Annotated in this window: 6 protein-coding genes; 2 read left to right on the top strand and 4 right to left on the bottom strand. The window is 33.9% G+C overall.

Features of this window, described 5'->3' with window-relative positions; translation table 11 throughout:
- Positions 1-60 precede the first annotated feature (60 nt).
- A complete protein-coding gene (locus tag BIV60_RS27620) occupies positions 61-384 on the bottom strand; it encodes a YhjD family protein (RefSeq protein WP_071358866.1) in 324 nt (107 codons plus the stop codon).
- Between the two features lie 380 nt (positions 385-764).
- Complete coding sequence (locus BIV60_RS27615; protein ID WP_071358865.1) at positions 765-2,126, bottom strand: nucleobase:cation symporter-2 family protein; 1,362 nt, start codon at positions 2,124-2,126, stop codon at positions 765-767.
- Positions 2,127-3,903: 1,777 nt separating this feature from the next.
- Between BIV60_RS27615 and BIV60_RS27605 the strand changes: the two genes are divergently transcribed.
- On the top strand, positions 3,904-4,188 hold the full coding sequence (locus BIV60_RS27605; protein WP_071358863.1) for a hypothetical protein: 285 nt from the start codon (positions 3,904-3,906) through the stop codon (positions 4,186-4,188).
- Between the two features lie 495 nt (positions 4,189-4,683).
- Here BIV60_RS27605 and BIV60_RS27600 read toward each other — a convergent pair whose 3' ends face one another.
- Entirely contained in the window at positions 4,684-4,890 is a 207-nt protein-coding gene (locus BIV60_RS27600; protein ID WP_071358862.1) for a hypothetical protein, read from the bottom strand.
- 351 nt (positions 4,891-5,241) lie between these two features.
- Here BIV60_RS27600 and BIV60_RS27595 point away from each other — a divergent pair, with 351 nt between their 5' ends.
- On the top strand, positions 5,242-5,634 hold the full coding sequence (locus tag BIV60_RS27595) for a hypothetical protein (RefSeq protein WP_071358861.1): 393 nt from the start codon (positions 5,242-5,244) through the stop codon (positions 5,632-5,634).
- A gap of 368 nt (positions 5,635-6,002) precedes the next feature.
- On the opposite strand, the gene BIV60_RS27590 is transcribed toward BIV60_RS27595, so the two are convergent.
- Positions 6,003-6,656 (bottom strand): DUF4085 family protein, encoded by a 654-nt coding sequence (locus BIV60_RS27590; protein ID WP_071358860.1) that lies wholly within the window; start codon positions 6,654-6,656, stop codon positions 6,003-6,005.
- Between the last annotated feature and the right edge of the window lie 560 nt (positions 6,657-7,216).

The following is a 7,216-nucleotide window of genomic DNA, read 5'->3' as shown; positions in this document are numbered from 1 at the left end:
TTAGATTGGTGTCTAACATTTACGGGGCAGTTCAGAATGAACGGTGTTTTTTTGATTTATTTATAATTGGACATTAAACAATAGTCTTAACCTTCTGGTGCCTTCGTATACCATTGCAGCATCCCAAAAACGCATCTTTCCTTCATAGCCGTGCGGATAATAAGAGTACTCAATAAACTCCTCATTAACTCTAACAGGATCTGCTACTTTTATTCTTAATTCCTTCATTTTTGCTTTTAAATCAACCAATTGCCTTCGTAATTCCTTTAATTTGGACTCAATTAAATTCTGATATACTTCAGGAATTTTAAATTTCAATGTTACAGCTGTCTGATGGTCGTTTTCAAGAATTTGAATGAGATAGGTCGTGTAAATGTAATTCACTATCCCCAATATGGCCCAGGCCCAGCGTAGCTGTCACCAGGGGAAAAGTAGCATTCAAAACCTTGTAGCCACAACGATTTAACGATGTTTCGAATTTGTTTTAGGAATCGGAACTTGCCCATTTTGAAGGTTAAAAATCAGTTAATTATGTGCAAATTAGCATTACAAGCAAAGGGTTTTGTTCCGATACTAGTCCTTTCAGGAATTTTTTTCATCAGTTTACCATTTATTCACATTCGTTTGTCCCTGGTGTCACGGACGCTAGTATTACTCCTATATGGCGGTTTTTGGACTTATCTCGGGCTTACCCCTATTCGGCCCAACCGAGCAGGATTTTTAAAAAACAAGGCCCCCTCATCAGGGCAATAGGGCCTTGTTTTTTAAGAGGTTTCTCGGATCAGCTCTTGTTCCTCTGATTGTAAACGCCGTAACTTAAACATAGTTTGGAAATTGAGACATAGATTCAATACGATTGCAATGATACTTGCTGAGAATAGGCCATTGCTTAGCAACATCTGAAGCATGGCTGGCATATGAGCAAATACATCAGGCTGGAAGTTTGAACCTACGCCAACAGACATGCTCGTACCGATGATAAGTGTTGCATGAGTCTTATGGAAATCAACTTTTGAAAGAATTGAAATCCCAGCTGCTGTTACCATACCGAAAATTGCAAGCATCGCACCGCCGCGGACACATGCCGGAATGATGGTAATAGCAGCTGCAAATTTTGGTAAAAAGCTTAGGATGACAAGAGAGCATCCAGTTGTGATTGATACATAACGGCTTTTCACACCGCTTAGGGCCATAACGCCAATGTTTTCATTTAAGAATGCATGAGGTACAGAGTTAAACAAACCCGATACTACTTGAGTGACTGCTTGCCCTCTTAATCCGCTTACAATTGTCTTTTCAGATGATTCAGTTTCACAAGCCTCATCTAATACTGAGAAGGAACCGAAACATTGAATAAGGTTAATAATACAGAAAATGGTCATCGTAATAATAGCGCTTACCTTGAAGACTGGCGCTCCAAAGTGGAATGGAGTGATGACTTGGACCCAATTTGCTGATGATACCGGGCTTGTATTAATCATTCCCATAAATCCAGCAATTACTGTTCCGATCGCAACTCCGAGCAGCATGGACAATGTTTTAATAATTCCTTTTCCATACTTATGAAGCAAAACAATAGTGAGTAAAACAATTAATCCAATAATGATGTTTTTAGGAGAACCGTAACCAGGAGTTCCTTCACCGCCTGCAAAATCTTTAAAGGCGGTCGGTGCAAGAGTAATTCCCATAATGGTAATGAAAGTTCCAGTAACAACCTTTGGAAATAATAATAGAATTTTATCAAAGAAAAATGAGAGAAGGACAATAATAATTCCAGACGCTATAATTGAGCCAAAAAGAGTAGGAAGTCCATATTGTTTGCCAATGATGATCATTGGGCCAAGCGTGATAAACGATGAACCCATTACAAATGGTAGTCTAGAACCAATTCCTTTACCGATTCCAAAAACCTGAATAAGGATGGCTAATCCACTTGAAAGTAAAATAGCGGAAACCAAATAGGCAATGGTTTTTGCGTCGAGCCCAATTGAACTACCGACAATAACTGGAACCATAAAGGATCCTACCATTGTAAGGAGATGCTGAAGTCCGAGGGGCAATAACTTTACCAGCGGGAGTTTTTCGTTGAAGACAGCGTTTACATCAATAGATGATTTCGTTTTCATTATTTTCCTCCTTAAATATTAGAAAAGATAGATTTTTCTTGGCAAAAAACAGAGTAGCAGATAGTAAATTTGATCTAAATGTTTCTCATGTGTAAATATCTAAGGGAGTAAATAGACATTAATTGCATCATCGCATTTGTTGTTTATTATGAAACGCTGTTTACTATTTATTTTAAAAAAAACCGTTTTCTACTTTGCCTAGTATTTAAATCTGTGGAGTAGATAAATACGATGATATGAACATTATATGGGAATTTTTGATAATTTTCAACATTCTTAACTTTTATTATTTTTTGATAATTATTCTAAAAAACGCTGTAGAATTTTAACGGGTTTACTTTAAAAGTGCAAACAATCAAATAACAACATAAAACACACTGATTTTCACATATGAATTCACAGTGTGTTTTAATTTGTTATTTCAAGGCTTAATTCTCAGGTTTATTGTGCCCTTTTTTAATCTTATGAAGTATTCTATTGGGATTTTATTTTCAAGATTATACCTAGCAGAATGTTCTCATTGAGGGCTAATTTTTTGCTTTGAACTCCTAAGGAGCATAGATTATCTTACTCCACTAAAGCACCCATTAGTTTAAGTATAATGTTTCACAAGCTCCATTAATGAAGTAACCGTTAATTCCTTTTTTCAATTTTACATATCCATTTATAATACTTTAATAAAATGAATAGTAATACAGGGTCGCACATTATTGAATATAATATATTCCACCAACCATAATGAAAAAACCCCCAAGGTTCAGGTAACAATGATATTGACTCATAAGCTGTAATAAATATAATCCAATAAACAAAGTAACGGAACATTTTTAACCTAGAAGCGTTAAAGGGATACCAATTCAAAAAAATAACATTCACTGGTGGAATTAATAGTGTATATACTAAGAAATTACGCCACTCAATTCCTTTGTAAAAATACCAATAACCTCCAGTCTTTTCATCAATATATATATCAGCCCAAGTAAGCAAAATTATTGTAAATGTCCATATGTGAACCATTTGATTTTTCGTAAGTCGTTTATTCATTTTATAAACTATAAAATTAAATACAATAATAGAAATAACGCATAGGACCATATTTTATATCCACCCTAATGAAATTAGATAATTTCACACTTAGTTTCTTCTCCAATTATGGAATTAATTCTCTTAAGTCTTTTTCCGTTAAACTACCGCGTTAGCTGCATAAGAAAAAGGATCGCAGCAGCAACCTCTTATTCGACTCTTGCACCCTATAGTTTAAGTACATTTCTTTACAATATTAATCGGATAAAAAAGATCGCCATTGACGATCTCAAATAAAGCATCCGTCTTCAATTAGAATCGACGTGTAAACGATGTTTCCCACAATGATGCACTCAAATAAATAACCTTGAAGATTTCCTTCATTTATTAACCATTTTGAAATTCTTGTTTTGTTAGACCATATTCAGTACAAATACTTTAATATCTTCAGATAATTCATTCTCAAAATGTTTAATTTCTTCCGTTGGTAATGGCATCTGGTAGACTCCTAGATGCCACTAAAAGCTTGGACAAGAATAATTTGAAATTATTACAAAAGGAGTACCACCTAAAAATAAAATTATGATAAAATTTACATACAAGTACAAAAAATCATAATTTTCTGTAACCAACTTATATAGTTTGTAACAAAGAAATGTGCTCCTTTTACTAGGAAAACTGCTTTTTACATGACTTTTTTATCCTAAAAGATTTTAAGTATGGTTTATAGATAATAAATATTGGAGGTTTTAAAATGAACAAAGAAGTGGAACTAGTGGCGCTAAGAGAAGTAACGCGCGAAGAGTTTCTTGACCTTGCTCAAAATGGCGTTCGTGAATTATTTGAGCTTGGACATTATAAAGTGTTTGATGGGTGGAAAAGTGAAGAACAAAGTCACTTCGTCTACGAGATGGGAACACACCGTTGTTATTTAATAGATAAAGATACATGCTATGAATTGGTAACAGCCTTCTATTGTGGTGGAAGTAAACCATCTATCATTGAAAATTTAAATGTAATCGCCTTATCAATTAAATAAGAAAAAGACCATGCACGTAAAAGTTACAAGCCGCAAGTGAGAAGAAGTTAACTACACAAGGTTGGTAAAGTCATTGTCAAGTTGACAATGATAGCTCGATTATTGTTATTAACTGAAAACAAGGAATACCAAGATTCAGCCATTAAGCTGTTAAATGGGAACTTAACGTTGAAAACAGCAAAACACCTATACTAACGAAACAAATGTATAAGCTTGATAACCTCTTTAAAACTAAAAAATAGGACGAGAAACGTACCATAAATAGCATAAGTTTTGTTAACAAATAAGGAAATTCCTTAAGAGGGGTTCTCTTTCCTTTTTAACAAAAGCACCCGTTAATTCAACAAGAATGATTAATTTAACAAAGGTTAAAAACTATTCAATTCCTCAAACCATCTAAGAAACCATTCTTGTGGCAAAGAAACTTGAGATAGTCCAACGTTTGTAATTTTTTATCTGAATAAGTGTTGATTAAATATAAATCCCATTGACATTCTATATCTCGTGCAAACAAAATGCTAATTCATCCATTTCACTCAAATCATCATCGTCATCAAGAGTCATTGTTAGGTTATCACACCACTTTACAAACTCGTATTGTGAGAAATTGTTTTTTTTGTTGCAAATGTTATTTAAAAATTCTTTTAAATTATCAAAAGTATATGGAAGGTTAATTGCGGTCTCATTCCAATTCCAATTCATAAAACAGCCTCCATCTTATATTGACTACCTATTATATCAAAGTTCTTAAACTACACAGCCACTTTAGTGGAACAAGAAAAGGGGTGCCGAAGCAGCCCCCTATTCTTCAACATAAGCTACCCGTTAGCATTCCTGTAGATCGTTATTTTTCGACTTTGAAAAAAATAGGGCTCCTCAGTAAGATATGAGTATAGACACCACTCTAACTCACAACTTTTGGAGGAACCCTACTATGAAGTTAGCTTGCCTAACTCTTACAAGTTTAGTGAAACTAACAGCAAGCTATTTTACAATTTCTAATTGGTGTATAATAGTGTGAAGAAATTGTATTTTAACGGGGTGGTAATGAATATGAAGATTTTGTTTGATGAAACTTACACTTCAAATGATGGAAAGCGAACAAGCAGGAATATTTGGTATGGAGATGCTGATATATCTGTTGATGGTGAATATGGAAAAAACATTAATCTTAATGAAGATTTTATGGTTAATTTATGCGAAATAATAAAAAATGACTTATCTAAAAATGCAGCAAATAAGCCTACTGAAACTAACTGGTATATTTATGGAAGTGGTGTAACTCAGGACGCTATTGGAGACAATATCCGTCCGACAATTATGGTTCGTGAGAGGTCTGACGAGTTTATAACTAATTTTAATATCAGTGACCACGATTTTGCTGTAAATATTGATGCTATTCTGTTGTTTAAGGCGGATTTTGAAAAACGTTTAGCTAGTCATTGAGGAGTAATATCACTATAAGCATTTTCAAACTATTTGAGGGGATGATTTCATAATAAATTCATTCTCCTTTTTCATCTAGTAGGAGTTTTTTTGTGTGGAGGAAAAGGACATTTAATAATACAGATTGTGAAATTTTTCACTTAAACTGCCCCTTTAGCCATCCATGAAGCGCAAAAATCAACGCTTCACCACAGAGAATGAAAATGGTATGGAAGTGTCAATACTAATACTGACCTTAATCCAGTCAACCAATTCATAGACTTATTCATTACGCACTCCTCTTTTTTTTAACGATTGAGCAGGGGCTTCTTAAGTATTGTCATTTTTCTAATCTTGGGGAAACCTATTTTCATGGTAGTTGAAGATTATCATAATTGTTCAATTTCTACATTTTCTGCTATTATTAAAAACTCTGTAAGAGGGCAATCAAATAATACATGTAGTTCAAAAAATGTGTCACTGCGATAAACTTCATCATAAAGCCACCAAGCACCTTCAAATTTTTCAGGTATTAATAGTTTACTTACTCCTGTAAATGTAAGTTTTATATCAGTAAAATAGTGAAAACCTCCACTACAATCTAAAATCATAATAAATATATCATTAGAAGGACTTTCAAATGCTTTTATTGTTGCATCATGTAAAGAGTTTTCAAGCAATTGAACAACATTTTTAGGAAGTTGACTTTTTATTGATTCATAATGATTGTTGTATTCATTCCTGATTTTTTCCATTTTTTCATCGTATTCCATTAGCCATTGTTCAGCCATATTTCTTAGTGCCGATGAAGGAAACTCAGAGTTGATAGTTCCATTTAGAATATAAGGATGAAATGATTTAGGTAGAAATTTTAACAAGTCATTTTTTCGTGATTCTAAATCTTCTTTAGCATTTTTTTTGTAATCAATTCCCTCTTCTTCGTAATATTGAATCATCTCTTCCCACTCTTCTTTAGAGTCAGGAAACGCTAAAAATCCATACACTTGTATTTCGTTATACCAGTCTTTGGTAAAATACCTCAAATTCCTTCCCCCATATTTGAATTATCGCTAATATTTACATTAATATAACTTACAATAAAAATCCAAACCTTGTTCAACTCAATCAGTTTAATACGATTTTCTCCCAAATACTCGCTTATTCGCAGGATTTCATTACCCTTTATTTAGGTATAACGGTTATATGAAATGAGTTCAGATCATTATGGCTTCGTGAAGGCATAGTTAAATAAAGGAGTATAATGTAACTCTATATTTTACCATATGATATACACGCTCCACGCCGCCCCTGGAGGCTTTCCCTCCTATGTCTCAACGGGTCAATTGCCCTATCATTCCTTCGTCATGCCTATCCAAGGGGTGGAGGCCAGTTATGCTAACGGAATGGGTCTGTGCCCTTATGTTCAATAAACCTGGTACTCCGCACATATTTGAAATCCTACGAATAAGCCAACATTCGGTTTGTACTCATTGCCAATTATATATAACGATGTCACATTTGAATAAAGTTCAACGATTCTACTAATTTATGCTGCTAGGGGTGAAAAAGTTTGGAGTTTGTCAGGGCAATAAGACTCGTTACG

Source organism: Bacillus sp. MUM 116 (genome assembly GCF_001866655.1).
Lineage (GTDB): Bacteria > Bacillota > Bacilli > Bacillales > Cytobacillaceae > Neobacillus.
The sequence above is the reverse complement of the archived record's forward strand: the minus strand, read 5'-3'. Positions and strand labels throughout refer to the sequence as shown.

Bases quoted from the DNA above. Each gene is read 5' to 3' on its own strand.
- BIV60_RS27615 (WP_071358865.1), bottom strand. From the start codon at position 2,126: ATGAAAACGAAATCATCTATTGATGTAAACGCTGTCTTCAACGAAAAA.
- BIV60_RS27605 (WP_071358863.1), top strand. From the start codon at position 3,904: ATGAACAAAGAAGTGGAACTAGTGGCGCTAAGAGAAGTAACGCGCGAA.
- BIV60_RS27600 (WP_071358862.1), bottom strand. From the start codon at position 4,890: ATGAATTGGAATTGGAATGAGACCGCAATTAACCTTCCATATACTTTT.
- BIV60_RS27595 (WP_071358861.1), top strand. From the start codon at position 5,242: ATGAAGATTTTGTTTGATGAAACTTACACTTCAAATGATGGAAAGCGA.